Origin of the sequence: Streptomyces sp. Je 1-332, assembly GCF_040730185.1 — a bacterium.
Lineage (GTDB): Bacteria > Actinomycetota > Actinomycetes > Streptomycetales > Streptomycetaceae > Streptomyces.
In genome coordinates this window covers 992,721-1,018,830 of the sequence record NZ_CP160402.1, presented here as the reverse complement: position 1 = coordinate 1,018,830, position 26,110 = coordinate 992,721, and the positions used below count along the sequence as shown (strand labels likewise).

The 26,110-nt window shown below is 71.5% G+C and carries 24 protein-coding genes; 10 read left to right on the top strand and 14 right to left on the bottom strand.

The features are described 5' to 3' along the window. Window positions 1-13: 13 nt before the first annotated feature. Complete coding sequence (locus tag ABXJ52_RS04735) at window positions 14-868, bottom strand: RNA polymerase sigma factor SigF (protein WP_367039436.1); 855 nt, start codon at window positions 866-868, stop codon at window positions 14-16. Between the two features lie 208 nt (window positions 869-1,076). On the opposite strand from ABXJ52_RS04735, the gene ABXJ52_RS04730 reads away from it, so the two are divergent. The 3 genes from ABXJ52_RS04730 (at window position 1,077) to ABXJ52_RS04720 (ending at window position 3,042) form a co-directional block, all read left to right on the top strand. After that, the gene (locus tag ABXJ52_RS04730; RefSeq protein ID WP_367039434.1) at window positions 1,077-1,511 is read left to right on the top strand and encodes an ATP-binding protein; all 435 of its coding nucleotides are present in this window, start codon (window positions 1,077-1,079) and stop codon (window positions 1,509-1,511) included. A gap of 82 nt (window positions 1,512-1,593) precedes the next feature. Next, a complete protein-coding gene (locus ABXJ52_RS04725) occupies window positions 1,594-1,827 on the top strand; it encodes an XRE family transcriptional regulator (RefSeq protein ID WP_367039432.1) in 234 nt (77 codons plus the stop codon). A gap of 159 nt (window positions 1,828-1,986) precedes the next feature. Beyond that, entirely contained in the window at window positions 1,987-3,042 is a 1,056-nt protein-coding gene (locus ABXJ52_RS04720) for a lactonase family protein (RefSeq protein ID WP_367039430.1), read from the top strand. A gap of 95 nt (window positions 3,043-3,137) precedes the next feature. On the opposite strand, the gene ABXJ52_RS04715 is transcribed toward ABXJ52_RS04720, so the two are convergent. The 9 genes from ABXJ52_RS04715 to ABXJ52_RS04675 all read right to left on the bottom strand — a co-directional run bounded on the left by ABXJ52_RS04715 (window position 3,138) and on the right by ABXJ52_RS04675 (window position 13,838). After that, window positions 3,138-4,082 (bottom strand): hypothetical protein, encoded by a 945-nt coding sequence (locus ABXJ52_RS04715; protein WP_367039429.1) that lies wholly within the window; start codon window positions 4,080-4,082, stop codon window positions 3,138-3,140. A 118-nt stretch (window positions 4,083-4,200) separates the two neighbouring features. Further along, window positions 4,201-5,205 carry a BadF/BadG/BcrA/BcrD ATPase family protein gene (locus tag ABXJ52_RS04710; RefSeq protein ID WP_367039428.1) on the bottom strand — a complete coding sequence of 335 codons (1,005 nt, stop codon included), beginning with the start codon at window positions 5,203-5,205 and terminating at the stop codon, window positions 4,201-4,203. Continuing rightward, complete coding sequence (locus ABXJ52_RS04705; RefSeq protein ID WP_367039427.1) at window positions 5,202-5,879, bottom strand: uracil-DNA glycosylase; 678 nt, start codon at window positions 5,877-5,879, stop codon at window positions 5,202-5,204. Before ABXJ52_RS04705 ends, ABXJ52_RS04710 begins: the two co-directional genes overlap by 4 nt. A gap of 33 nt (window positions 5,880-5,912) precedes the next feature. Continuing rightward, on the bottom strand, window positions 5,913-7,004 hold the full coding sequence (locus ABXJ52_RS04700) for an exo-alpha-sialidase (RefSeq protein ID WP_367039425.1): 1,092 nt from the start codon (window positions 7,002-7,004) through the stop codon (window positions 5,913-5,915). A 133-nt stretch (window positions 7,005-7,137) separates the two neighbouring features. Then, the gene (gene mmuM, locus ABXJ52_RS04695; protein WP_367039424.1) at window positions 7,138-8,040 is read right to left on the bottom strand and encodes a homocysteine S-methyltransferase; all 903 of its coding nucleotides are present in this window, start codon (window positions 8,038-8,040) and stop codon (window positions 7,138-7,140) included. An 11-nt stretch (window positions 8,041-8,051) separates the two neighbouring features. Next, window positions 8,052-10,130, bottom strand: a complete 2,079-nt coding sequence (locus ABXJ52_RS04690) for an ABC transporter ATP-binding protein (protein WP_367039422.1) — start codon at window positions 10,128-10,130, stop codon at window positions 8,052-8,054. Window positions 10,131-10,144: 14 nt separating this feature from the next. Beyond that, window positions 10,145-11,059 (bottom strand): ABC transporter permease, encoded by a 915-nt coding sequence (locus ABXJ52_RS04685; protein ID WP_367039420.1) that lies wholly within the window; start codon window positions 11,057-11,059, stop codon window positions 10,145-10,147. Beyond that, window positions 11,056-12,006, bottom strand: coding sequence for an ABC transporter permease (locus ABXJ52_RS04680; protein WP_367039418.1), 951 nt, complete (start codon window positions 12,004-12,006; stop codon window positions 11,056-11,058). The genes ABXJ52_RS04685 and ABXJ52_RS04680 overlap by 4 nt, the downstream gene beginning before the upstream one ends. Continuing rightward, on the bottom strand, window positions 12,003-13,838 hold the full coding sequence (locus ABXJ52_RS04675) for a peptide ABC transporter substrate-binding protein (RefSeq protein ID WP_367039417.1): 1,836 nt from the start codon (window positions 13,836-13,838) through the stop codon (window positions 12,003-12,005). The genes ABXJ52_RS04680 and ABXJ52_RS04675 overlap by 4 nt, the downstream gene beginning before the upstream one ends. A gap of 172 nt (window positions 13,839-14,010) precedes the next feature. Between ABXJ52_RS04675 and ABXJ52_RS04670 the strand changes: the two genes are divergently transcribed. From ABXJ52_RS04670 to ABXJ52_RS04660, 3 genes are all read left to right on the top strand, one after another. Continuing rightward, window positions 14,011-15,243, top strand: a complete 1,233-nt coding sequence (locus ABXJ52_RS04670) for an ROK family transcriptional regulator (protein ID WP_367039415.1) — start codon at window positions 14,011-14,013, stop codon at window positions 15,241-15,243. Beyond that, window positions 15,240-16,817 carry a M81 family metallopeptidase gene (locus ABXJ52_RS04665; protein WP_367039414.1) on the top strand — a complete coding sequence of 526 codons (1,578 nt, stop codon included), beginning with the start codon at window positions 15,240-15,242 and terminating at the stop codon, window positions 16,815-16,817. Before ABXJ52_RS04670 ends, ABXJ52_RS04665 begins: the two co-directional genes overlap by 4 nt. 75 nt (window positions 16,818-16,892) lie before the next feature. Next, window positions 16,893-17,723, top strand: a complete 831-nt coding sequence (locus tag ABXJ52_RS04660) for a transporter substrate-binding domain-containing protein (protein WP_367039413.1) — start codon at window positions 16,893-16,895, stop codon at window positions 17,721-17,723. A gap of 41 nt (window positions 17,724-17,764) precedes the next feature. Here ABXJ52_RS04660 and ABXJ52_RS04655 read toward each other — a convergent pair whose 3' ends face one another. Further along, entirely contained in the window at window positions 17,765-18,931 is a 1,167-nt protein-coding gene (locus ABXJ52_RS04655; protein ID WP_367039411.1) for an epoxide hydrolase family protein, read from the bottom strand. A gap of 152 nt (window positions 18,932-19,083) precedes the next feature. Here ABXJ52_RS04655 and ABXJ52_RS04650 point away from each other — a divergent pair, with 152 nt between their 5' ends. Beyond that, window positions 19,084-19,659 (top strand): CGNR zinc finger domain-containing protein, encoded by a 576-nt coding sequence (locus ABXJ52_RS04650; RefSeq protein ID WP_367039409.1) that lies wholly within the window; start codon window positions 19,084-19,086, stop codon window positions 19,657-19,659. A gap of 412 nt (window positions 19,660-20,071) precedes the next feature. On the opposite strand, the gene ABXJ52_RS04645 is transcribed toward ABXJ52_RS04650, so the two are convergent. Continuing rightward, a complete protein-coding gene (locus ABXJ52_RS04645) occupies window positions 20,072-21,169 on the bottom strand; it encodes an NADH:flavin oxidoreductase/NADH oxidase (RefSeq protein WP_367039407.1) in 1,098 nt (365 codons plus the stop codon). A gap of 160 nt (window positions 21,170-21,329) precedes the next feature. Here ABXJ52_RS04645 and ABXJ52_RS04640 point away from each other — a divergent pair, with 160 nt between their 5' ends. Then, complete coding sequence (locus ABXJ52_RS04640; protein WP_367039405.1) at window positions 21,330-21,707, top strand: helix-turn-helix transcriptional regulator; 378 nt, start codon at window positions 21,330-21,332, stop codon at window positions 21,705-21,707. A 97-nt stretch (window positions 21,708-21,804) separates the two neighbouring features. Here the strand turns inward: ABXJ52_RS04640 and ABXJ52_RS04635 are convergent, their stop codons facing one another. Continuing rightward, on the bottom strand, window positions 21,805-23,154 hold the full coding sequence (locus ABXJ52_RS04635; protein WP_367039403.1) for an FAD-dependent oxidoreductase: 1,350 nt from the start codon (window positions 23,152-23,154) through the stop codon (window positions 21,805-21,807). A 298-nt stretch (window positions 23,155-23,452) separates the two neighbouring features. Here ABXJ52_RS04635 and ABXJ52_RS04630 point away from each other — a divergent pair, with 298 nt between their 5' ends. Next, window positions 23,453-23,740, top strand: a complete 288-nt coding sequence (locus ABXJ52_RS04630) for a DUF6214 family protein (protein WP_367039401.1) — start codon at window positions 23,453-23,455, stop codon at window positions 23,738-23,740. Between the two features lie 22 nt (window positions 23,741-23,762). Here ABXJ52_RS04630 and ABXJ52_RS04625 read toward each other — a convergent pair whose 3' ends face one another. Further along, complete coding sequence (locus ABXJ52_RS04625) at window positions 23,763-24,695, bottom strand: LysR family transcriptional regulator (RefSeq protein ID WP_367039399.1); 933 nt, start codon at window positions 24,693-24,695, stop codon at window positions 23,763-23,765. Window positions 24,696-24,839: 144 nt separating this feature from the next. Between ABXJ52_RS04625 and ABXJ52_RS04620 the strand changes: the two genes are divergently transcribed. Then, window positions 24,840-26,102, top strand: coding sequence for an MFS transporter (locus ABXJ52_RS04620; RefSeq protein WP_367039397.1), 1,263 nt, complete (start codon window positions 24,840-24,842; stop codon window positions 26,100-26,102). The last annotated feature ends 8 nt before the right edge of the window (window positions 26,103-26,110 follow it).

Here is a 26,110-nt window from a genome sequence, read left to right as displayed (position 1 = left end):
TCTCGGTCGGACGTCAACGCGTGGTGAGCATGCCCTCGCGCAGGCGGGACAGCGTACGGGAAAGCAGGCGCGAGACATGCATCTGGGAGACGCCGAGGTGCTCGCCGATCTGTGACTGGGTGAGTTCGTCGACGAACCGCAGCCGCAGGATCTGCCGGTCGCGCTCGTCGAGACCGGCGAGCAGCGGGGCCAGTGCGTGGAAGTCCTCCACGAGCTCCATGGCGGGGTCCTCCGCGCCGATGAAGTCGGTGAGGGCGGCCTCGCCCTCGTCGCTGTCGCCGTGGACAGCCGCGTCGAGGGACGTGGAGTTGTAGCCGTTGGCGGCCGTACGGGCCTCGATGACCTCGTCCTCGGTGAGACCCATCAGCTCGGCGAGTTCGCTGACCCTGGGGGCGCGGCCGAGGCGCGTGCTGAGCTCCTCGGTGGCCTTGGCGAGTTCGACGCGGGCCTCCTGGAGGCGGCGCGGAACGTGCACGGCCCAGGAGGTGTCACGGAAGAACCGCTTGATCTCCCCGACGATGTACGGCACGGCGAACGTGGCGAACTGGACCTCGCGCGAGAGTTCGAACCGGTCGATGGCCTTGATCAGGCCGATCGTGCCGACCTGGACGATGTCCTCCATCTCGTCACCGCGGTGACGGAACCGCCCGGCGGCGTACCGGACCAGGGACATGTTCATCTCGATGAGGGTGTTGCGGGCGTACTGGTGCTCCGGCGTGCCCTCTTCCAGCGTGGCGAGCCGGGCGAAGAACAGCTGCGACAGAGCCCGGGCGTCCTGCGGCCCGACCTCCTGGGGAGAGACGATATCCGGCAGCTCCGTGGTGCCGGAGTCCGTGGATGTGCCGATAGCCGCTGTCGCCACTGTCATGGTCCCTCCCCGATCCGCCGGCCCTCCGTCGTCCCCCGACCAGCCGGTGAAGCGCACGTACCCGCACGCCCGGGCTTCATGCGCGTCGTTCCGCAACAAGATCCGTTATCTGCCGGGGCGTTACAGGGTCCTCATCGCGGGCATGTGAGCAATTCGGACAGCGGCCATCCCCTATTCGGACAGAGGCCACCCCGTACGAGGAGGGCTCATGAGGACGCACGGGACGCGACTGGACACCGGACCCCCGGACCTGGACACGGGGCCGACGGACGGTGCGGTCTTCGACAAGCGGCCGGAAGCTGTCGCCCACGCGCGGGACTTCGCCCGCGCCTTCGTGGACAGGCTCCGCCCGGGCATGGACCCACAGGACGTGGTGAGTGTCGAACTCACGGTGTCCGAACTCATCACCAACGCCGTACGGCACGCGCGCGGCACTTCGTGCTCCCTGCGTCTGGAGGCGCAGCCGGACGCGATAGCGGTGACCGTCGGTGACGCCGACCCGAGGCCGCCGCAGGAGCGAGCGCCCGACCTGGCCGGAGGAACCGGCGGATTCGGCTGGCCCATGGTCCAGCACATGGCCAGGGCGGTCACCGTGACCAGGGGCCCGAACGGCAAGACCGTCCGGGCCGTCCTGCCCCGCTAGCCACTGCCCGCAGTACCGCGCGGTGGACGCCGTGCGACGAGGCATACGGCATGAGAGCGCACCGGCGGGGCAGGAGAGGCCAATGGACGATCTGTCTCAGCTACTCCAACAGACCATGCGCCGCCGTCATTTGACGCCGCAGGCGATCGCGGACAAGACCGGCATCCGCACCCCACGCATCCGGGCCTTCGCACAGGACGGCGCCGATGGCCCCGTCCGCCCCACTGAACAAGAACTCGCCGAACTGGCCGGCGCCCTCGCGCTGCCCGCCATCAAGGACGCCGGGCAGCCCGCGGCCGCGGCAACCTCCCCTTGACGTCGCAGGCCTCACTCCGAGGGTGATCCCCCGTCTCTGAGTTCCCACGCGGACGCGCGGCGATCGTCGGGGCGCCTTGGTCTAGACCGACTGCTAGCGTCTGCCGCATGAGCGCTCCCCCGCACAGGACGCTCGGTCGAGAGTCGAGAGGGGAACGCAGTGGTCGGCAGGCACGGCGACAGTCAACGGGCGTACATCGGGTCCTTCACCGCGGCGGGCGGGGCCGGCATCCTCACCGCCGCCGTCGACGCGGACAGCGGCGCGCTGACCGTTCTCGGCGCCACGGACACCGTCGCCGACCCCTCCTACCTCGCGCTCTCGGCCGCGGGCGACACGCTCTACGCCGTCAGCGAGACGTCCGACGGCGCTGTCGCCGCGTACCGCCTCGAAGGCGACAAGCCCGAGCAGACCGGGCCGCCGGTCGCGGTCGGCGGGGCGGCGCCCACGCATCTGGCCCTGCACGCGGGACACGTCCTCACCGCCAACTACGGCTCCGGCAGCGTATCCGCCGTGCCCGTGCGCCCCGACGGCAGCCTCGCGCCCGCTCTCTCCGGCGTCCTGGAACATACGGGCGCGGGGCCCCACCCACAGCGCCAGCAGCGGCCGCACGCCCATCAGGTCCTGCCCGATCCGAGCGGCCGCTGGGTGGTGAGCGTCGACCTCGGCACCGATTCCGTACGCGTCTGCGAGCTCTCCGCGGCGGGCGAGCCGACCCTGCGCCGCGAGATCGCGCTGCGGCCCGGTTCGGGCCCGCGGCATCTCGTGTTCCATCCGCGCGGCGACCACGCGTACGTCGTGAACGAGCTGGCCCCCACCGTCACGATCTGCGCCTGGGACGCCTCCGACGGGGTGCTCAAGCCGCTCGGCGAGGCGGCGCTCCTGCCGGGCCCCACGGACGGCGACGGCGAGGCCTACCCCTCCGGGGTCGTCATCGCCCCCGACGGGCGCTTCCTGTGGACCGCGACCCGCGGTCAGGATGTCATCTCGGTGCTCGCCATCGACGAGGCGGGGACGCGGCCGCGGCTCACCGCCACCGTGCCGTGCGGCGGCCACTGGCCGCGTGACCTGGCCATCGACCCGTCGGGCCGGTTCCTGTACGCGGCAAATGAGCGCTCGGGCGACGTGACCTGGTTCAGCGTGGACCCCGAGACCGGCATTCCGCGGCGCGCGGGCTCGATCGAGGCTCCTGCCGCCTCGTGCGTGATCTTCAACTGACCCATCTGCGCCTCGCGTACGCCGATGGGCCCGCCCCCTGCACCAGGGGGCGGGCCCATCGGCGTGACGGCATCAGGTCTGCCGGCGCGGCGCGGTCAGTGGACCGGCGCGCCCGACGGCTGCTGCGGGGCGATCCCGAGCGCCGACGTGTACTGGGACAGGGCGAGCTTGCCGATCGCGGGGTAGGCGCCGAGCGACTCCGCGACCGAGCAGCCGGCCTCCTTGGCGGCGGCGTCGAGCAGGCTGCCGTCGATCTCGGGACCGATCAGGTACGGGGCGAGCGCCAGCTGCGTGGAACCCGATCCGCGCAGCTCGTCGGCGGTGTTCGCGATGGCACCGTCCTGGTCGAGCGCGGCGGCCATCACCGGCACCGCGAGGCGGGCCGCGAGCAGCATGCCGGTGATCCCGGCGGCCTGCACGGCCTCCTCGCCGCCGACCGTGGCGAGGACGATGCCGTCTGCCGCGGTGGCCACCGTGAACAGGCGTGCGCGGTCGGCGCGGGCCAGACCGGCCTCCGAAAGGCGGACGTGCAGCCCCTCGGCGAGCAGCGGGTGCGGGCCGAGGACGTCGGTCAGCTCGGCGGGAGCGCGGCTGTCCATCACGGCCTGACGCACGCGCCGCATCAGCGCGTTGTCGGGGCCCGCGAGGAGGGGCACCACGACGGCGACAGGGCCGTCCGGCTCGGCGACGTCCGCCCCCGCGGCGCGCGCCTGCTCGAAACGCGCGGTGCGCTCGGTGGCGGCGCGCGCGAGCACGGAGTGCAGCGAGGGGAACTCCGGGAACGAGGTGGTCGTGGCGTCCTCGGTCCCGTCGAGGTACCCGATGCGGGCGTCGAGGCCGGGCAGCTCGGAGCGGGCGATGCTCACGACCTCTTCGGCGAGGCTGCGCGTGGCGCTGCTGGGTACGCCCGGTACGGCGAGAACGAGCGCGGGCGCGTTCTCGGGAGCCGCCACGGGCTCCGGGCGGCGGTGCCGACCGGGCTGGCGGGGTCGCGGCATTCGTACGGGCAGGCCTGATGCGGGCCCGGTGGGGGAGCTCATGGCCCCGCATGCTACTGGTCCGGGAGGCTTCGCTGTTCGGGGAGGGTGCAGGTGGGCGGTATAAGTCCAGTTTTGTCTTATGAGTTACGTAAAGCTCGACTGTCATATTCCGGTGTGGTCAACTGCCGTCCCGAAGGTGCACGGTGAGCATGCGCGGGTCGAGCGGCAGCCGCAGCCGGTCCGAGGCGATGTCGGCGGCGATGCGCACGGCGCCGTCCAGCGGGTCACCGGCGGCGGTCGCCAGGCGCACGTGCGGCAGGTGTTCCGCCAGCTCCGCGCGCACCGGACGCAGTAGCGCCTCGCCCATCTTGAACAGGCCCCCGGTCAGGGCGGCTTCGGGCCGCTCGCCCTGGCTCGTCGCGTCGGGGGCCGGGCAGACCGCCGCCGCGGCTTCGACGATGTGCCGGGCCGCGTCCCGCAGGATCGCGTCGGCCACCGGGTCATCGGGGGCGCAGCGTGCCACTTCGGGCGCGAACGAGGCGAGCATCGCGGGCCGGTCCGTACGGGGATAGAGCTGCCCGGGGAGCTCCTGCGCGGGGCCGAAGAGCTCTTCGGCGCGGGCGAGCAGCGCCTTCGAGCCGCCGTGCCTGCCGTCGAACGCCCGCATCGCCGCATCGAGGCCCGCGCGGCCGATCCACGCGCCACCACCGCTGTCGCCCAGGAGATGCCCCCAGCCATCGGCGCGGTGCCAGGCGGTCAGGTCCGTGCCGATCGCGATCATGCCGGTGCCCGCGGCGACGACCGCGCCGGGGCGGACGCCGAGCGCGCCCACGTACGCGGTGACGGCGTCCGCGGCGAGCGCGAGGCGCCGTACGCCCAGAGCCTCGTGGAGCGCGGCCGGCAGCCGGTCGCGCAGGTCGTCACCGAGGGTCGCCATGCCCGCCGCGCCGACGGAGACGGTGGCCAGCCGCCCCGCGCCGCCCGCCCGCGCCAGCAACTCCCGTGCCATGGGCAGCAGTTGCTCCGTGAAGTGCGCGGCGTCGATGCCGCGCGCCCCCGTACGCACCGGCTCCTTCGAGCTCACCGAGAGCCGGCTGTCCGCGCCGCCGCCGAGGCCGCCGATGGCGACCCGCATCCCGGAGCCGCCCGAGTCGACCCCGAGGAAACACGGGGCGTCCGTCACGGAAGCCGCCAGTCCACCGGCTGCCCGCCCTGCTGGACCAGCAGGTCGTTGGCCCGGCTGAAGGGCCGCGAGCCGAAGAAGCCGCGGTCCGCCGACATGGGCGACGGGTGCGAGGACTCGACCGAGGGCAGCGGGCCGAGCAGCGGCCGCAGATTGCGCGCGTCACGCCCCCACAGGATGGAGACCAGGGGCCGCCCGCGTGCCGCGAGCGCCTTGATGGCCTGCTCGGTGACCTCTTCCCAGCCCTTGCCCCGGTGCGCGGCAGGACGCCCCGGGGCAGTGGTGAGCGCCTTGTTGAGCAGCAGGACGCCCTGCTGCGTCCACGGCGTGAGGTCACCGCTCGACGGCTGCGGGAGCCCCAGGTCGGAGCCCAGCTCGCGGTAGATGTTGATGAGGCTGCCGGGCAGCGGGCGCACCTCGGGCGCGACCGAGAACGACAGACCCACCGCGTGCCCCGGGGTGGGGTAGGGATCCTGGCCGACGATCAGCACCCGCACCTCGTCGAAGGGCTGCTGGAACGCGCGCAAAACGTTCGGCCCGGACGGGAGGTAGGCGCGTCCCGCGGCGATCTCCGAGCGCAGGAAGCCTCCCATCTCGGTGATCTTCCCGGCGACGGGTTCGAGGGCCTTCGCCCAGCCCGCTTCGACGATTTCATGCAAGGGTCGTGGTGCCACGGCGTCACCCTACTGCCGTACAGGGGGCGTCGATCAACCGATGGCCGCCGCCCTGACGCACAGTACGTCGGGCAGGTGGGAGGCCAACTCCCGCCAGCTGTCCCCGTCGTCCGCCGAGGCGTACACCTCGCCGTTGCGGTTGCCGAAGTAGATGCCTGCCGGGTCCTGGCCGTCGCTGCACATCGCGTCGCGCAGCACCGTGCCGTAGTGGTCGCCCGTCGGGAGGCCCGCGCTGAGCGGCTCCCAGCTCTTGCCCGCGTCGGCCGTGCGGTAGACGCGACATCGGTGGTCGGCGGGGACGCGGTCCATGTCGGCGTTGATCGGGAAGACGTACGCCGTGTCCGCGCGGTGCGGGTGGGCGACGGCGGCGAACCCGAAGTCCGAGGGCAGGCCCTCGCCGATGTCCGTCCAGTGCGCGCCCGCGTCGTCGCTGCGGAACACACCCCAGTGGTTCTGCAGATAGAGCCGGTCCGGGTCGACGGCGTCCCGCGCGACCTTGTGCACGCACTGGCCGAACTCCGGGTTCGGGTCGGGCAGGAAGACCGCCGAGACGCCGTTGTTCGCCGGGGCCCAGCTCTTGCCGCCGTCCACGGTGCGGAACACTCCCGCGGTGGAGACGGCCACCGTCACCGCGTCCGGGTCCCGGGGGTCGGTCAGAACGGTGTGCAGGCCTTCACCGCCACCGCCCGGCACCCACTTGTCACGCGTGGGGTGCTCCCACAGAGGGCGCACGAGCTCGAAGGTCTCGCCCCGGTCCCGCGACTTGTACAGAGCGGCCGGTTCCGTGCCCGCGTACACCACGTCCGGCTCGGCGGCTGCCGGGTGCAGTTGCCAGACCCGCTCCAGGGAAGCCTCGGTGTCCTTGGGGAACTTGACCGGAGCCTTGGGTGGTTCGGTCCAGGTCCTGCCGAGGTCGTCGGAGTGGAAGACGGACGGGCCGAAATGGGAACTGTCGCCGCCCACCAGGAGGCGCGGGGAATCACCACGGGTGTCGATGGCCACCGAGTAGATGGCCTGCGCGTTGAAGTACGGAGTGTCGTCGAACTGCCAGGTGCTCGTGCCGCCGCGCTTGCGGCCGATGAAGAGGCCCTTGCGGGTGCCTACGGTCAGGATGAGCTCGGCCATCGTGGCCACCTCCGGGACGTCGTTGTCTCAGGTATGGCTCAGTCTGCACCTCGGCACTGACAGTCACCCCCGGGCAGGGCGTCGTCGCAGGTCGGCGCGGGTGTGGCGGAGGTGTCGCCCGCCCGGTGGGGCGTCAGGGCCGGTCCGTGCCGGACAGCTCCGCGGCCACCCGCGCGATCGCTTCCGGCCCGACGCGGCAGCATCCCCCGATCAGCCGCGCCCCCGCCTCCCGCAAGGCAGCGACCCGGCCCGCGGTGAAGTGGGCGGGGCCCCGCCACGTCCGGGCGGCCGCGTCCCACGTCTCACCGCTGTTCGGGTACACCACCACCGGCTTGCCCGTGATCCGCGCGGCGAGGCGCACCGCCGCGTCCGCGTCCTGCGGATCGCAGCAGTTGACGCCGACCGCGAGGATCTCGTCGGCGTCGGCGGCCAGCGCGAAGGCCTCCGCGAGGGGCTGGCCCGCACGTGTGTAGCCGCCGGAGACGGTGTACGAGAGCCAGGCGGGCACCCCCAGGCCGCGCACCGCCCGCAGCAGGGCCCGCGCCTCGTCCGTGTCCGGGACCGTCTCCAGGGCGAGGACATCCGGCTCCGCGTCCGCGAGGACCTCCAGGCGCGGGCGGTGGAAGCGTTCGAGCTCGGCCACCGTCAGGCCGTACCCGCCCCGGTATTCGGAGCCGTCCGCGAGCATCGCGCCGTACGGCCCCGCAGACGCGGCCACCCACACGTCACGGTCGGCGTCCGCTCCCGCGTCGCGTGCCAACTCCACGCTCAGGCGCAGCAGTTCGGCGGTGCTGACCGCGTCGATGCCATGCTTCGCGAAGCCCTCGAACGTCGCCTGATAGCTCGCCGTGGTGGCGATGTCCGCGCCTGCCTCGTAGTACGCCCGGTGCGCCGCGGCGATGGCCTCGGGCCGGTCGGCCAGCAGCCTCGCCGACCACAGGGCGTCGCTCAGGTCGTGCCCGGCGGCCTCCAGCTGGTTGGAGAGGCCGCCGTCGAGCACGAGCGGGCGGCTGGTCAGTGCATCCGCGAGTTTCACACTGCCGACTCTCACACAGCCGACGTCAGTCGAGGCGCGGACAGGGGGAAGTGGCACGCGACTTGGTGTCCCGCGCTGCCCGGGGTGGACACCGGTGGCTCCGTGGTGGCGCAGACCTCCTGGGCCAGCGGGCATCGCGTACGGAAGCGGCAGCCGGACGGCGGCTTCGCGGCCGACGGTGTCTCGCCCTCCAAGGGGGTGCGTCCCTGGCCCTGCGCCGCCTCCGGGTCCGGCAGGTTGACCGTGTCGAGCAGTCCCCGCGTGTAGGGATGCAGTGGCCGGCCGTACACCTGCTCGGCAGGGCCCGACTCGACCAGCTTGCCCAGGTACATCACGCCGACCGTGTCCGCGAGGTGGCGCACCACCGCCAGATCGTGCGAGATGAACAGATACGTCAGGCCGCGCTCCCGCTGGAGCTCCCGCATCAGGTTCAGGATCTGCGCCTGGACGGAGACGTCGAGCGCGGAGACCGGCTCGTCCGCGACCACCAGATCGGGGGAGAGGGTCAACGCCCGTGCAAGACCGAGGCGTTGACGCTGCCCGCCGGAGAACTCGTGCGGGTAGCGGTGCACGGCGCCGCGCGGCAGGCCGACCGCGTCCAGGAGTTCGGCGGTCAGCTTCTCCTGTTCGGCGCGCGTGCCGACGCCCTGGATGACCAGGGGCTCCCGCAGGATCTCGCCCACCCGCATCCGTGGGTCCATGGCGGCCGTGGAGTCCTGGAACATCAGCTGCACACGCCGTCGGTGCGCCCGCCGCTCGGCCCGCGACATCCGCGCCGGGTCGTGACCCTCGAAGCGCACGTGCCCGGCCGTCGGCTCCTCCAGGCCTGCGACGATCCGGCCGAGCGTGGTCTTGCCGCACCCGGACTCGCCGACCATGCCGAACGTCTCGCCCTTGCGGATCTCCAGGGACACCCCGCCGACCGCGCTCACCGTGCCCCGGCTGCGTGAGAAGGCGCCGCCCTTGAGGGGGAACTCCTTCACCAGAGCGCCGAGTTCGAGGAGTGTGTCATCGGAGACGCGCGGCGCGGGCACGGTCGGCGGGACCACGACATCCTCCTGCGACGCGTTGTCCGGCACCGGATGGAAACAGGCGAACCGGTGCTCCCCGCCCCGCAGTTCGTCGTCCATGAGCTGCGGCTCCCGCTCCCGGCACTCGTCCGTCGCGAAAGTGCAGCGCGGCGCGAAGCGGCACCCGGTGGGGCGCAGCGCCAGGTTCGGGGGAAGGCCCGGGATCGTGTGCAGCGCGGAGCCGGTGTCCGCGGCGCGCTCGGGAAGCGAGGCGAAGAGCGCCTCCGTGTAGCGGTGCCGGGGTCTCGCGAACAGGTCGCGTACGTCGGCCTGTTCGGCGATTGTGCCCGCGTACATCACCGCGACCCGGTCGACCCGGCTCGCGATGACGCCCAGGTCGTGCGTGACCAGGATCATCGCCATGCCGAGCCGCTCGCGCAGGCCGTCGATCAGCTCCAGGATCTGGGCCTGCGTCGTCACGTCGAGGGCGGTGGTCGGCTCGTCCGCGATGAGCAGCTTCGGCTCGCAGACCAGGGCCATGGCGATCGCCACGCGCTGGCGCATGCCGCCCGACAGCTGGTGCGGGTACGCCTTCATGCGCTCGGCGGGCTGCGGCATGCCGACCAGGCGCAGCATCTCCTGGGCCCGCGCCCACGCCTCCTTCCTGCTCAGCTCCGGGCGGTGCAGGACGAGCGGCTCGGCCACCTGTGCGCCGATCGTCATGGTCGGGTTGAGCGAGGTGAGCGGGTCCTGGAAGACCATGCCGATGGTGTTGCCCCGTACGTCCTGGAGGACCGGCGCCGGTGCGGCGGCCAGATCCCGGCCGTCGAACAGGACGCGTCCGCCGGTGACCTCACCGCCGGGCGGCAGGAGCCCGAGGACGCTGAGCGCGGTCATCGTCTTGCCGCAGCCGGACTCGCCCACGATGCCCAGGGCCTCGCCCGGGGCGAGTTCGAGGGAGATCCCGTCGAGGGCGTGGACGGTGCGCTCGCGCGAGGTGATGTCGACGCGAAGGTCCTCGATTTTGAGCAACGGGCCGGTGTCGCGCGGCGGGTCGGTCTTGAGCAGAGGCTCGGTCATGTGTCGCTTCTCCCTTACTTCCGCAGCCGTACTTCGAACGCGTCCCGCAGCCCGTCGCCGATGAAGTTGAACGCGGCGACGACCAGGACGATCGCGATGCCCGGCGGGAAGATCAGCCACCAGTAGCCGTTCTGGGTGTAGGTGATGCCGGCCGAGAGCATCGAGCCCCAGTCGGCCGACGGCGGCGGGATGCTCAGCCCCAGGAAGGCGAGATAGCTGACGTAGAGGATGGCGTCGGCGATCTGGAAGGTGCAGTTGACGATGACCGTGCCGATCGCGTTCGGCGCGATGTGCTTGAAGACGGCCCGCGCGCCGCCGCCGCCCATCATCCGCATCGCCTGTACGTACTCGCGGTCGCGCAGCGAGAGCGCCTCGCCGCGCACCAGGCGGGCGGGGGAGAGCCAGGCGACCGACGCGATGATGACGATGAGGACGCCCTTGCTGGGCGTGATGATCGCGGCGACCACGACGAGCAGGAACATCGCCGGGATCGCGAGCGCCGCGTCCGTGATCCGCATCATGGCCGCGTCGACCCAGCCGCCGAAGTACCCCGCCACGGCGCCGTACACGGTCCCGAAGAGCGTCGCCAACAGGCCCGCCGCCAGGCCGATCTCGAGCGACGTCTGCCCGGCGACCATGAGCCGCCCGACCATGTCGTAACCGAGGTCGGTGGTGCCCAGAAGATGGCCGGAGCTGCCCGGCGCGAGGTTCGCCTGGGACAGGTCGGTGTGCGTCTGCTCGGTGGAGTACACGAGCGGGCCGAGGTAGCTGAAGGCCAGGAGCAGGACCAGGACCACCACGCCCGTCAGGGCGAGCTTGTTGCCGGTGAAGACCTGGAGCGTGCGGCGGGCGAGCGAGGGCGTGGCCTGCGCCGCGGCCTCGTTCCCCGGGGCTGCCCCGGGGGTGACGTCTGCGGTCGCGGTACTCATGCCACGCTCCGGATCCGGGGGTCGAGGACGGCGTACAGGATGTCGGTGAGCAGCGATCCGACGACGGTGGCGACGCCGACGACGAGCGTCACGCCGAGCAGCACCGGGAAGTCCGAGCCCTGCGCCGCGTTCCAGAACAGCAGACCCATACCGGGGTAGTTGAACATCGACTCGACGACGAGAGCGCCGCTGAAGAGCGTCGGCAGATACAGACCGAGCAGCGTCGCGAGGGGGATCAGCGCGTTGCGCAGGACGTGCCGGACCATGATCCGGCGGCTCGACTGGCCCTTGGCCATCGCCGTACGGACGTATTCCTCGGTGAGGTTGTCCAGGACCGCCGAGCGCATGTAGCGGCTGAACATCGCCACGATGCCGAACGCCATGGTGACGACCGGAAGCACCAACCCCGTGAAGTCGCCGAGCAGTTCACCGACGCTCTCGCCCTGTGGCGCCTCCGCCGGGAGGACCGGCAGCACCTGGGCGAACAGAATGATCATGATGAGGCCGAGGAAGAACACCGGCGTCGCGTAGAGGAGGAAGGCGAGCCCGGTGAGGGCGTAGTCCGACGCCTTGCCGCGCCGCACGGCCTGGAGCAGGCCGAGCGGGACCGCGATGACGACGGCGAGCGTGGTGGAGAGCACCGTCAGGAGCAGGGTCTTCGGCAGACGCTGCTTGAGAAGGTCGAAGACCGGAGAGTTGAGCTTGAACGACTCGCCGAGGTCGCCGGTGAACAGCCGCTTCAGGTACATCACATACTGCGCGGGAAGTGAACGGTCGTAGCCCTGCTGGTGGTTGAAGGCCTCGATCTGCTGCGGCGTGCCCTTCGGGCCGAGGATGGCGCGCGCGGGGCCGCCGGGCAGCATGTGGAGCAGCGTGAAGACGATGATCGAGACCAGGAACAGCACGACCAGCGCCTGAAGGAAGCGCTTGACCAGAAAGCCGGTCACTTGTCGGCTCCCTTCTTCTTGACGTAGTACCAGTCCTGCGGCGCGAAGGTGACCGTCGGGTTCTGGCTGACGCCCCGCAAGTCGTTGCGGATCACGGAGACTTGGTAGGCGGGGTTGGGCATCCACATCACCGGCAGCTGCTCCGCCAGGTACTCGCCGTACTCGTGCACGGCCTTCATGTCGGGGGAGTACTGCACGCCGCGGATGATCCGGTCGGCCTTCTTGTCGCTGTAGTTGCCGAAGTTGGCCGAGGCCCCGGTGGAGAAGAGCTGCTCACCGCTCGGGTTGAGCGGGTAGTACCAGCTGCCGGCCGTGCCGAAGAACGACATGTCCCAGTCGCAGCCTGGGTCCTCGGCCTTGCAGGGAACGGAGTTGCCGAGAACCGAGTTCAGCGGCTGCTGGCGCACGGTGAGGTCGATCCCGCCCTTGGAGAGCGAGGACTTGAGCTCCTGCATCATGTTCGTGGTCTCGGTGGAGCCGGACTGGGAGAGCAGGGTGAGTTCGAGCGGCGCGTTGTTCGCGATGCCCTTGCCGCACTCGTCGGCGCCCGTTCCGGGGCGTACGCAGCGGGCGGTGCCGTCCACCGTCTCCCAGCCGTGCTCGGTGAGGAGCCGCCGGGCCTTCCGCACGTCGAAGGGGTACTGGTTCTTCTCCATCGCCCTGGACAGGTACTGGCTCTTCGGCGTCACCGGCACCGGACCGAGCGTCGGCGTGGCGCTGCCCTGCCAGATGACGTCGCTCATCGCCTTCTGGTCGACGAGATGCTGCATCGCCTGGCGGATGTAGAGCTGGTCCATCATCGGGCCCGCGTGCGTGGAGTTGAAGTTGTAGACGATGTACGTCGCCGCCCAGCCCTCCCAGGGGTCGGTGCGGTAGCCCTTCTCCTCGAACTTCTCCTTCTGTGCCATCACCGACGGAGGGATGTAGCCGTAGTCGACGCCGCCCGAACGCAGCACGTTGTACTCGGAGTCGGCCGTGGTGAAGGGCTTGAAGACGACCTTGTCGAGGTGCGGGCGCTGCGACGTCGGGCCGGTGTACTTCTCGTTCGGGACGATGGTGACCTGGCCGCTGTCGCGCCAGCCCGCCAGCTTCCAGGGGCCGTTGACCGTCTTCCAGAGCGGGTCGGAGCCGTACGAGCCAAGGCTCTTGGCGTGCCGGGTGAGCCGCGCGAACACGGCCTTGGCGCCACCCTTCGTGCGGTCCCAGTCGCCGATCTCGCCGCCGTCCGTCTTGGCGTCCCAGGCGTGCTGGGGCATGGCACGCAGCAGGGTGAGCTGGTTGGCGGTGAACCAGTCGGGGTTGTACGCGCGGCTCAGGTGCAGACGCACCGTGTGGTCGTCGACGGTCTCGAACCGCTTGACGTTGTCGGGCATCGTGCCGACCGAGTAGTTGCCCCAGCTCGTCTTGTTGGCCTTGACGAGGTTGAACCAGAACTCGAGGTCGCGCGAGGTGACCGGCTTTCCGTCGGACCACTTGACGCCCTCGCGCAGCGGCATGGTGACGGTCTTGTTGCCGTCGCTGAACTTCGGCTTCAGGCCGAGGGTGCTCGGGCCGTGCGTGGTCAGCGCGCCCTTCTCCTGCACGGCGTCGTACACCGGCATGAAGAGCAGCGAGTAGATCCCGTTGTTGTACGAGGCTCCGTAACCGGGGGCTCCGATCGGGAAGATCCAGTTCGGCGTCGCGGCGGGCGGCAGCGCCATCGTCACGGTGCCGCCCTCGACCGGGGTGCCGCCGGTGGGACCCATGTCGACGCGGCCGCCCTCCTGCGTGCAGCCCGTGAGCGCCGCCGCGAGGACGAGCAGCGCTGCCGCCGCGGACCTGAGTGAGCGCATGGCGATGGGCCTCCAAGGGGGTACGAGGCCGGCCCCGCACCGGAGAACGACGAGGCGGCGCCCGAACGCTAGGCCGCACGAGAAAACCAAGTCAATAGCTTCATTCGGCAAGAAGTCCCAAAGTCGGGAGACTCTGGCCAACTTGCTTCGAAGAGACTTAGTGTTCGTCCCGATGTCGAAAGAACTGATCGAAGCAACTGGGGGCGCCATGGCCGGAACACCGCACGGCGAACCGGGGTCGGCGCAGCACATCCTGCACCTGGTCTCCTCGGGCGCCGCCTCCTCCCGGTCCGATCTGGTACGCGAACTGGGGCTCGCCCCCTCCACCGTGTCGCTGCGCGTGCAGGAACTCGTCACCGCCGGCGTGCTCACCGAATCCGGCGAGGGAGCCTCGCGCGGTGGCCGCCGCCCCCGGCTGCTCCGCGTCCACGCGCAGGGCGGCGTCGCCCTCGCCGCCGACCTCGGCAGCCACCACGCCCGCATCGGCGTCGTCGACCTCGGTGGCACGGTCCTCGACGCCGTCGACCTGCCGCACGACATCACCGCGGGGCCCGAGTCCGCCGTCGACTGGCTCTGCGGCCAGGTCGCCGAACTGGGCGCCCGGCAGCGGGAGTCGGGCCGCACCATCCGGGCACTCGGGGTGGCCTTCCCCGGCCCGGTGCAGCCCGGTCAGGGCCGTGTCATGAGCCCGTCCCGCATGCCAGGCTGGCACCGCTACCCACTGCGCGACGTCCTCGCCGAACGCCTCGGCATGCCCGTCACCGTCGACAACGACGCCACGATGATGGCCGTCGGCGAACACCGCACCGCGCGCCCCGGACTCGACCACCTGGTCGTCGTCAAGGCGGGCCGCGGCATCGGCAGTGGCGTCATCGTGGCCGGCCGCCCGCACGACGGCGCGGGCGGCTCCGCGGGCGACATCAGTCACGTGCGCATCGAGGCGGCGGGCGACCGTCCGTGCAGCTGCGGCAACATCGGCTGCCTGGAGACCGTGGCGAGCGGCGCCGCCCTCATCCGCGAACTCGCCGAACAGGGCGTCGAGGTGGAGGACACCACCGACCTTCTGCGCCTGGTCGCCGACGGCGACCCGCGGGCCACCACCCTCGTGCGCACCGCGGGACGGCACATCGGCACGGTCCTGTCCGTCGTCGTGAACTTCTTCAACCCCCAGGCCGTCGCCCTCGGCGGCGTACTCGCCACCGCCGAACCACTCGTCGCCGCCGTACGCGGTGTCCTCTACGAGCGCTGCCTGCCCCTGGCCACCGCGGACCTGGAGATCACCACCACCGTGACGGGGCGCGACGCCGGCCTCCTCGGCGCCGGACTCACCGCCCTGCGTCAGAACCTCCCGATCACCCCGGCACCCCAGGACCCGTCGTCCCAGGAAGAGAGCGCCCAGGCATGACCACCCCCGCGACGAACCAGCGTCGTCTCCGTATCGGCATCGGCGGCATCGGCATCGAGTCCTCCACCTTCTGCCCGCACCGCTCCACCACGGACGACTTCCGCCAGACCCGCGGCCAGGACCTCCTGGACCGCTACACCTGGACCCGGCCGGACGCGGACCTCGCGTACACGGTCGAATGGGTGCCGCTCCTGCACGCGACCTCGCTGCCCGGCGGCCCGGTCGAGGCCCAGTCGTACCTGACCCTCAAGGACGAACTGGTCACGCGCATAAGGGCAGCGGGCCCCCTGGACGGCCTGGTGTACGACATCCACGGCGCGATGAGCGTCATCGGCCTGACCGACGCCGAAGCCGACCTGACCGAAGCGGTCCGCGCCGCCCTCGACGCCGTCGGCACCCCCGACGGCGGCCGCCCCATGATCTCGACCGCCATGGACCTGCACGGCAACGTCTCACGCCGGTTCGCCGAGCCCGTCGACCTGCTCACCGCGCACCGCCTGGCCCCGCACGAGGACGCCTGGGAGACCCGCGAGCGCGCCGCACGCAATCTCGTACGCTGCCTGCGCGAGGGAGTCAGGCCGCACCGCGCCTGGGTCCAGGTGCCGGTGCTCCTGCCCGGCGAGAAGACCAGCACCCGCCTGGAGCCCGCCAAGTCCCTCTACGCCTCGCTCGCCGACATCGAGCAGCTGGACGGCATCCTCGACGCCGCGATGTGGGTCGGCTACGCCTGGGCGGACGAGCCGCGCTGCAAGGCCGCGATCGTCGTCACCGGCGACGACCCCCAACTGGCCGTCGCCGAGGCCGAGAAGCTCGCACGCCGCTACTGGGACGCGCGCCGCGACTTCGTCTTCGTCGGGCCGACGGGCGGCGCCGACGAGTGCATCGAGAAGGCGGTCGCGTCGGACAAGCGGCCCTTCCTGATCAGTGACTCCGGCGACAACCCGACGGCGGGCGGCGCGGGCGACCTGGCGTACATGCTCGGCAGGCTCCTGGAGAACGACGCGATCCGCTCCGGGAAGGTCACGGCCGTCCACCCCGGCATCACCGACCCGGTGGCCGTCGCCCGCTGCTTCGAGGCCGGAGTGGGCGCCGACGTCACCCTGAGCGTCGGCGGCAAGGTCGACGCGAACCACGGCGGCCCGTACGAACTCACCGGCACCGTCGTGGCGTTGCAGCGCGCCACCGAGCAGAAGGACCGGGCGGAGGGCGGCGCCTACGACCGTGGCGTCGACATGGCGGCCGTACGGACCGGTGGCGTGACCGTCATCCTGGTCGAGCGCCGCAAGCCCTTCCACACCCTCGCGGACTTCATGGGCCCGGCGGACGGCGGCCTCGGCATCGACCCGCGCACCTTCGACCTGGTGGTCGTCAAGATCGGCTACCTGGAACCCGAGCTCTACGACATGGCCGCCGACTGGCTCCTCGCCCTCACCCCGGGCGGCGTCGACCAGGACCTGCCGCGGCTCGGTCACCATCGGGTGGAGCGCCCGCTCTACCCGTTCGACGAGGACGCGTACGACGACGGGGCGGGCCCCGACCTGACGCCCACTCTGCTGGGGGCGCTCGGCAGGTGAGAAGGGGTTTCACCGGCGGGAACGCTTCTGCGAAGGTGATCCCTCCGAGCCGCGAACCCGTACGGAGGAGCCCCCGTGAAGCGTGCCGCCACCCTGTCCGCCCTGGTCTGTCTGCTCGCCGTCACGGCTGCCGCGCCCGCGTCCCCGGACGCCGGGCGCGGCAAGGACCGCCACCACGGCAGCCTCCTGGACTCCGTGCCGAAGTCGGGGGTCCTGAAGGTGTGCACGACCGGCGACTACCGCCCGTTCACTCACCTCGACCCCGCCGACAAGACGTACAGCGGTGTGGACATCAAGATGGCCGAGGACCTGGCGGAAAGCCTCGAAGCCAAGCCCGAGTACGTGGCCACGACCTGGGCGAACCTGACCAAGGACGTCGCGGCGGGGCGCTGTGACATCGGGGTCGGCGGCGTCTCCATCACCCTGCCGCGCGCCCGCCAGGTCTACTTCAGCGAGCCCACCCGCGAGGACGGCAAGACGCCCATCGTGCGCTGCGCCGACAAGGAGAAGTTCGGCGAGGGCACGCTCAAGGACATCGACAAGCCGGGCACCACCGTCATCGTCAACCCCGGTGGCACGAACGAGCAGTTCGCGCGCGCGAACATCAAGCAGGCCACGATCAAGCAGCACCCGGAGAACACCACGATCTTCAAGGAGATCATCGCGGGCCGCGCCGACGTGATGATGACGGACGCGAGCGAGACCCGCTACCAGGCCAAGATCCACCCCGAACTGTGCTCCCTGCACCCCGACAAGCCCTTCACCTTCTCCGAGAAGGCATACGCGACTCCGCGCGGGGACGAGGAGTTCAAGGAGTACGTCGACCAGTTCACGCACCTGGCGACGCACGACGGGACGTACGCGGCGTACGAGGCCGAGTGGGTGGGGCCCGCCTCGGGTTCGTAGGGCGTGTCTCTCGCCTCCTCACGTGTGGTGCCGGCTACTCCTCATGCGTGGTGCCGGCCGCCGTCGGCGGCCAGCACCGCAGCGAGGCCCTCTCGGAGATCCCTGACGAAGAACTCGGGCACCTCCAACGACGGGAAATGACCGCCGGTTTCAGGTGTCGCCCAGCGCACGATCTGTCGGTACCGCTCCCGCGCCCAGGGGCGCGGACACTTCTCGACGTCGCGGGGATACATGGTGAGTGCTGCCGGGACGTCGACCCGGAGTTCGGGGTCGAGCGAGTTGTGGCTCTCGTAGTAGATGCGGGCCGCCGACGCGCCCGTCCGCGTCAGCCAGTACAGGGTGACGTCGTCGAGAACCCTGTCGATGGAGATCCTCTCGAACGGGCTGTCCTCGGTGTCGGACCACTCGGCGAACTTGTCGAGGATCCAGGCGAGCAGCCCGACCGGTGAGTCGACGAGCGCGTAACCGATGGTCTGCGGCCGGGTCGCCTGCTGCTTGGCGTACGCCGCGCGGTGGCGCCAGAAGTCGGCGGTCTCCTCGGCCCATTCGCGCTCGACCGCCGTCAGCCCGTCCGTCGTCAGACCGGGCGGCCCCTCCGCGAACGTCGTGTGGATGCCGAGAACGTGCGACGGGAACCTGCCGCCGAGAACGGTGGTGATGTTGCCGCCCCAGTCACCGCCGTGCGCCGCGAAGGTGCCGTAGCCGAGCCTTCCCATCAGTTCCACCCATGCGGCCGCGATCTTCTCGGTTCCCCACCCGGTGGTGGCGGGCTTGTCGCTGTAGCCGAAGCCGGGCAGCGACGGGACCACGACGTGGAACGCGGGCGCGTCCGCGTCTTTCGGATCCGCCAGTTCGTCCACCACGTCGATGAACCGGGCGACGCTGTCCGGCCAGCCGTGTGTCATGAGCAGAGGGGTGGCATCCGCGCGCGTGGACCGGCGGTGCAGGAAGTGGATTCCGAGACCGTCGATGGTCGTACGGAACTGGCCGATCTCGTTGAGGCGCGCTTCGAACGACCTCCAGTCGTACCCGGTGCGCCAGTAGTTCACCACGTCCACGAGGTCGGCAAGGGGAACACCCTGGGCCCATCGGTGCGGGCCGGGCGCTGCGCCCTGGACGGTCTCCGCTTCCGGCAACCGTGCCGAGGCCAGCCGTGCGCGCAGGTCGTCGAGGTCGGCGTCGCTTGCGTGGGCTTCGAATGCTTGCACGTCTGTTTGGACTTCTGCTTGGACGTCCTCTTGATCGTCTGCTCGCTCGTCGCTGGTGGGGCGGTGCATGGAGACCTCCTGGCCATCGTGGAACCGGCTAAGACGGTTCTAGCAGGCCTCGATGTCGGCGTGCAACCGGCTAAGGTGGTTCCATGACTTCCCGGTTCCCCGACTTCCGTCTCGGCAAGGTGCTGGCGACCAGCTTCACGGCGACCCTGACGGAGCGTTGTGGCGACGCCGTGGAGCGCATTCCCGTGCCGAGCCGGCTCGTCGACTGGCTGGCGGTGAACGGCCTCGCCGTGGACTCCTGCACCACCGCCCAGCTCGAACGCGCCCGGGAGCTGAGGGAATCGATCCACGCCGCCGCGACGGCGGCCGCGCTCCAGGACCCCCTCCCGGTGTCTGCCGTCGAGGTCATCAACGACCGCAGCACGCAAGGCCGGGCAGTGGCTGTCCTGACGCCCGCGGGGGACCGGCGATGGAGACTGGGCTCGGCTTCCGCCGTGGAGGACGCCCTGGGCGTCATCGCCGCCGACGCGATCGGCGTCATCACAGGCGAACGGGACGGGCGGCTGGCCCTGTGCGCGTCGCCCACCTGCCGAGCCGCCTTCTTCGACACCAGCCGCAGTCGCACCCGCAGATGGTGCGAGATGAACACGTGCGGGAACCGTGAGAAGAAAGCGCGCTTCCTCGCCCACAAGCACGAGACGCCACGGTCGGCGAGGTAGGAGACCCCGAGACTCCGGGTTCGGCGAAGTACCGCGCCCCAACTTTCTGGGCAAGGCTTCCTATCGTGGGGGAGCGAAGGGGGGACGGTGACGGCCCCGGGAGGCATCGCCTGCCGGAGCCGTCACCGTCACCGGCGTCATGCCGCGCTCGCCACCCCGGTGACCGTGCGTGGCGGAACTCCTCACGTCGGCACCCGGTACGGGCGCCATAACCGTGACGGTGACCCGTGCCGGGCGCATGGCCCGGAACGTCCACGATGATGCGGAAACCGCTCTCGGGACAGGCCGATTGCCCACTCCCGGAGAGCCAGTTCCCGCGAGGCGGCATCAGATGTCGCAGGAGTCATCACCTGCCGCGCAGGTGCGTTCCTCGGCCTCCATGACACATCGCGACAGCGCCACGCAGTGAGGCTCAGACCATCCGGTGGTACTGCTGGGGCGTGGCGACATCGCCGCCCAGGTCCTGGGCCGCGTGGCGCGCCCACGACGGGTTGCGCAGGAGTTCGCGGCCCAGGAGCACGGCGTCCGCCTCACCGTTGGCGAGGATCTTCTCGGCCTGTCCGGGGTCGGTGATCAGGCCGACGGCCGCCACGGGGAGCGAGGTCTCGGCCTTCACGCGCGCCGCGAACGGGACCTGGTAGCCGGGGCCCGCCTGGATGCGCGCCCTCGGGGCGTTGCCTCCGGTGGAGACGTCCAGGAGGTCCACGCCGTGGGAGTGCAGCTCCTTCGCGAACCGCACGGTGTCGTCGGCCGTCCAGCCTTCCCGGTCGTCCTCGGGGTTCTCCGTCAGCCAGTCGGTCGCGGAGATCCGGAAGAAGAGGGGCAACTCCTCGGGCCAGACGGCGCGCACGGCGTCGACGACCTCCAGGGCGAGGCGGGAGCGGTTCTCGAAGGAGCCGCCGTACTCGTCCGTGCGGTGGTTGGAGAACGGCGAGAGGAACTCGCCGATGAGGTAGCCGTGGGCGCCGTGGATCTCGACCACCTGGAAACCGGCGTCCAGCGCGCGCCGGGCCGCGTCGGCGAACTGACCGACGACGTCGTGGATCTCCTCCGTGGTGAGTTCGTGCGGAACGTGGTGGCCCTCGTCGAAGGGCAGCGCACTGGGCGCGACCGGCTGCCAGCCGTGGTCCTCCGCGCCGACGGGTCCGCCACCCTTCCAGGGACGGTCGGTGGACGCTTTGCGGCCCGCGTGGGCGAGCTGGATGCCCGGGGTGGTGCCCTGCGTCTTCAGGAAGCCGGTGATGCGGCGAAGGGCCTCGACCTGCGTGTCGTTCCATATCCCGAGGTCCGCGGGGCTGATGCGGCCCTCGGGGCTCACGGCCGTCGCCTCGACGAGGATCAGGCCGGTGCCGCCGGTGGCGCGCGCCGCGTAGTGGGCGAAGTGCCAGTCGTTCGCCACACCCGCGTTCGGTCCGAACACCTCGGCCGAGTACTGGCACATCGGGGCCATCCACACGCGGTTGGCGACGGTCAGCGATCGGAAGGTGTAGGGCTCGAAGAGCGCGCTCACGGCGGACTCCATTCGTCATCGGCTTCGGTACGGCTCGCACGATAGACCTCGTAGTACGGCGGATGTCAAACTACGATGACTCTCGTACTATGGAGCCTTCGAGAAGACGTGAAGCCCCGATGCGAGCCCCGACGCGAAGCCCGGACGAAGTGGAGCCGTCATGACGACCGCCGCACCCCTCAGCAGCCGCGCGCTCGACCATCCGACGCGTGCGGAGATCCGCCTCGAGGGTGTGCTGCACGCGCTGTCGGACCCGATGCGCCTGCGGGTCGTGCGGCAGCTCGCCGGGTGCGAGCCCGGCCTCGACGGACTCTCCTGCTCGCAGATCGACCTGCCCGTCACGAAGTCCACGAGCACCCACCACTTCAGGGTGCTGCGCGAAAGCGGCGTGATCCAGCAGATCTACCGAGGAACGGCAAAGCTGAACGGGCTACGCCGGGAGGACCTGGACGCACTGTTCCCGGGGTTGCTGGACTCCATCCTCGCCGCAGCCGCCCATCAGGCGCAGCGCACTGGGCCCCGTAAGGCGGCCCCGTAAGGGGCGCGGGGCTGTGACATATACGGCTCCGCCGCGTGGGCGCGATCAGCCCCCACCGGCCCGCGGTCAAAATCCCACCCCGCTCCCCGCTCACCGCTCACCGCTCACCGCCCCGCGCAGCGCCCAGCAGTCCCGCCCAGTCCGGGATCTTCACCGGCCCACGGCCGAGCCCCGCGCCCAACTCCGCCTCCGCCCGCTCGATCGCCTGCCAGCCCTGCCACTCGACGGGGCGCAGGCCTGCCTCGCGCAGCGCGAGCAGCGGATCCTCGGGCACCCCTTTCCGTACGAGGGCCGGGGCATCCGCGAGGAGGGAGAGCACCGTCTCCTTGGCGCACGGGCGGTTGGTCCCGATCACGCCCGTCGGCCCCCGCTTGATCCAGCCCGCCACATACTCGCCCGGGGACGCGGCGCCCTCCCGCTGCACCCGCCCCGCCGCATGCGGCACCGTGCCGAGCCCGGCGTCGAAGGGCAGCCCGTCGATGGGCACCCCGCGGTAACCGACCGAGCGCAGCACCAGCTGCCCCGCGATGTCCTCGTACCGCCCGCTGCCTGTCACCCCGCCGAGGCCGTCCGGCAGCGTCCGCTCGAACCGCACCCCGCCGACGCGCCCCGCGGCCTCCGTCACGGCCACCGGTCGCAGGAAGAACCGGAGCCGGATGCTGCGCGGCAGGTTCCGCGCGGGGCGCTCGGCCCAGCCGCGCATCACCTCGATATTGCGGCGGCCCACCGCGGGCAGTCCTGAGGGGTCGGCGTACGCGGGATCGAGCGCCAACTCCGCGGGATCCACGATCACTTCGGTGTCCGGGAGCGAGCCGAGCTCGCGCAGCTCCTTGGTGGTGAAGCGCGCCTGTGAGGGACCGCGCCGCCCCACCATGTGGACCTCGCGCACCCGGCTCCCGGCGAGCACGCCGAGCGCGGGCTGCGGCATGTCGGTGGGCCGCAGTTCGGCCACGCCGCGCGCCAGCATCCGGGCGACGTCCACCGCCACGTTCCCGACGCCGATGACCACGGCGGACTCCACGCCCTCGATGAACCCGTCGGCCGTCGCGTCCGGGTGCGCGCTGTACCAGGACACGAACTCCGTGGCCGAATGACTCCCCGGCAGGTCCTCGCCCGGCACGCCCAGCTTGCGGTCCGCCGCCGCGCCCACGCAGTAGACCACCGCGTGGTAGAGGTCGAGCAGCCGCGCGGTGGGGAGACCCCCGGGGCCGATCTCGATGCCGCCGAGGAAGCGGACGCGGTCGTGTTCGAGGACCGTACGCAGGTTTTTCTGGAGGGACTTGATCTTCTCGTGGTCGGGCGCGACACCGTAACGGACGAGCCCGTACGGGCAGGGGAGCCGGTCGATGACGTCGACGCGCACCCCGGGCACGAGATCCTGCTGGACGAGGGACTGTGCGGTGTAGACCCCGCTCGGGCCCGATCCGACGACGGCGACCTGCAGCACGGCGGTGCTCCTTCCGCGAGGCGGCCTCGAGGATGACTTCAGCATCGCACCCCTGTGCGTGAAGGGGGAGACGCCGTGAGGGGCGCGTTCCTCCGGGCGCCTCGCTCCGGGGTCGGCCCGCGCGCGGACCCCGCGTGCCGTTCGTGACCTGATGCGATCGCACGGCTACCTTCTTATTGTGCTAGAAAGCCCCTTTCTCGGCGTTTCTGACCACTATCGACCGCATGCTCCTTGGCCGCCCTCGTTTCATGTACGCCTGACCTTCGGTGACGGAGTCGCCGTCGACGCGCGGGCCGTCGTGACGGAGGGACGGATCACCCTGGAGGGCCTGCACGCCAAGGGCCGGGAACCGGGCGACAGCTTCCCCCAGGACCCGCCACCCGTACGACGCGCCCGCCCGTCCTGGCCCCGCGGACGACAAGGGCGGCTGATGGCGGCGCAGGAGTACCGCGCGGCCCAGGCCGACGGGCGTGATCCCGTGCTCGCGGTGATGCAGGCGACCGGCCGCAGCCGCCGCAGGTCCCTCAGACTCATCGCGGCCGCCCGGGACGCCGGCGCGCTGCCGGCCCGCCACAACCGCCGCTAGCCGCCCTTGCCCGCCGCGCCGCTCACCACGCCCACGCGGGAGTCCACGTCCCGGCGTCGCCCCGGTCGCCGGATCGCGCGGCGGCCAGATGGTCGCGCAGAGCGGTCAGTGCGGGATGCGGGTTGTCCCGGCGCCAGATCAGCGAGTGCGGATAGACCGGCGTCGGCCCGCGCACCGCGATACGCCGCAGGTCGTCGTCCGCGGGCCAGATGAGGCGGGTCTGTTCGCCGACGAACGTCGCGAGCGTCGGGGATCCGGCGAGCGTGTCCAGGAGCGGCTCGGTGCCGAAGTCGGGCCCGGTCGCCTCGATGCTGATCCCGAACGCCGCGGCGAGCGCCTCGTAGTACGCGGCCCACTCGGTACCGGCGACGAGGCCGGGCATCCAGATCCTGTGCCCGGCCAGCTGCGCCGGGGCCACTGCGCGGGCGCCGGCGAACTCGTGGGCAGGCCCGGCGAGGAGCTGCACGGGCTCGTCGTACACCCGGACGGCCTCGATGCCCTCGGGCAACCGCCGCTCGGGCAGGGTGAGCGCACGGAAGGACGCGTCGATCGTGCCCGAGCGGACGGCGGTCAGGGCCGCCTCGGCGTCGAAGAGCGTCACGACGTCGAGCTCGGTGCCGGGGTGCTCCCGGTGGAAGCCGCTCAGCAGCCCCGCGGGCGCAAGCCGCCGCCCGATTACGTCGACGCGCAGCGCGCGGCGGCCGGGCCGCACCGAAGCGGCCGCCCGCTCCTCGGCCCGCAGGAGGTCACGGGCGTGGGGCAGGAACGCCTGCCCGTCGACGGTCAGCCGTGCCCCGCGCGCGGTCCGGGTGAACAACCGCACCCCGAGGGCCTTCTCCAGCCCGGCGACCCGCTTGGAGACGGCCTGTTGGGTCACCGCGAGCGCGGCGGCGGCCGCCTGGAACTGACCGGCGTCCGCGACGGCGACGAAGGTGCGCACGGCTGGAAGATCCACGCCCCTCATCCTAGGAGCGCGAGCAGCGATACAACCCGCGGTTGTGGCCGGCCGCGCGCAGCGGTTGTTTGACCCCCGGACCCGTCGCCCGTTTGGATGCCGCAGGTCAAGGTGAGGTTGTTCGAGCGACGGCGAGGGGTGGCAGTGGCACCGGGCACGGAGACGGGGCGGTCCCTCGGGCGGCAGTTCGGATGGTTGTGGGCGGCGTACACGGTCAGCGTGTTCGGTACGCGGCTCGCGTTCGACGCGTTCCCGCTCATCGCGATCCTGGCCCTGGACGCCGGTCCAACGGAGGTGTCGGCCCTCGCGGCGGCGGGGTTCGCCGTGGGCGCGGGGGTGGCGGTGCCGCTCGGACCGTGGGTGGAGTTCCGCCGCAAGCGGTCGGTGATGATCGCCATGGACCTGGTCCGGTGCGCGGCGCTGCTCAGCGTCCCCGCCGCGTTCGCGCTCGGGCTGCTCGGCTTCGGCCAGCTCCTGGCCGTGGCGGTGGTGGTCGGGGCGGCCGACATCGCCTTCGGTGCGGCGAGCGGCGCCTGCCTCAAGGCGCTCGTACGGCCGGACCAGCTCCTCGTTGCGAACGGCCGTCTGGAGTCCACGAGTTGGACCGCGCTGGTGCTCGGGCCGCCGCTGGGCGGGGCCGCGATCGGGCTCTTCGGTCCGGTACTGACGGTGGTCGCCGACGCGGTCAGTTATCTGCTCTCGGCCCTGGGGGTCCGCGCGATCGGCGGCAAGGAGCCGCACCCCGTGCGCCCCGTGCCCACCCCCCGCTTCCGGGCGGGCGACCTGCTCGACGGGTGGCGCTACATCCTGGCGGGCCCGGCGCTGCGCCCGCTGTTCTTCAACACGGTCTTGAACAACGGCCTGATCATGGCGACGTCACCCCTGCTGATCGTCCTCATGGTCGGCGAGCTCGGCTTCGCGCCCTGGCAGTACGGCCTTGCCTTCGCCGCGCCCTGCGTCGGCGGCCTGATCGGCTCGCGGCTCGCCTGGCCGCTGGTCGAGCGGTTCGGACGGCTGCGCGTCCTGCGCACCGCCGGGACGCTGCGGGCCTGCTGGCTGCTCTGGCTCGCCTTCATCGGCCCCGGTGCCGCCGGGCTCGTACTCGTCATCGTCGTCGAGTTCGGCCTGATCACGTGCTCCGGCGTGTTCAACCCGGTGTTCGCCACCTACCGGCTCGACCACACGCCGGCCGACCGCGTCGCCCGCACCCTGTCCGCGTGGTCGGTCACCAGCAAGCTCTCCATCGCGGCCATGACCGCTCTGTGGGGCCTGCTGGCCGGCCTCACAGGGCCGCGCACCGCCATCGGGGTCGCCGGGGTCCTCATCCTCGCCACCCCGCTGCTGCTGCCGCGCCGCGACCTCGAGCCGCGCGACGAGCGGGACGCCGCGGCCCGGAGTCACAGCTGACGCACCGT